Consider the following 293-nt stretch of genomic DNA (forward strand, 5'->3'; position numbering starts at 1 on the left):
ACTGGAGCGATTACGGTTTCTTCGTCGTCTACGGGTGTTGAGTATAGCTTCGACAACGGCGTTAGCTATCAGGCAGGTAATATAAAGAGTGATTTAGCTTCGGGTGTTTACCAATTTAAGGTGCGGTCTGTCGTCTCGGGTTGCGAATCGGGGCCGGTGAGCGTGACGGTTAATGTCGCTCCGACTGTACCAGCTGCACCAACGGCAAGTGTGGTGCAGCCGACCTGTGCCGTTTCGACGGGAGCGATCACGATTTCTTCGCCATCAACGGGTGTTGAGTATAGCTTTGACAA

At 52.6% G+C, this 293-nt stretch carries 1 protein-coding gene; it reads left to right on the forward strand.

Annotated features, from left to right (window positions below):
- The coding region (locus AC23NW_RS36335; RefSeq protein WP_487455611.1) for a hypothetical protein at window positions 1–293 on the forward strand (293 nt) is incomplete at both ends.

It is taken from the genome of Arsenicibacter sp. R0_47, from assembly GCF_057652235.1.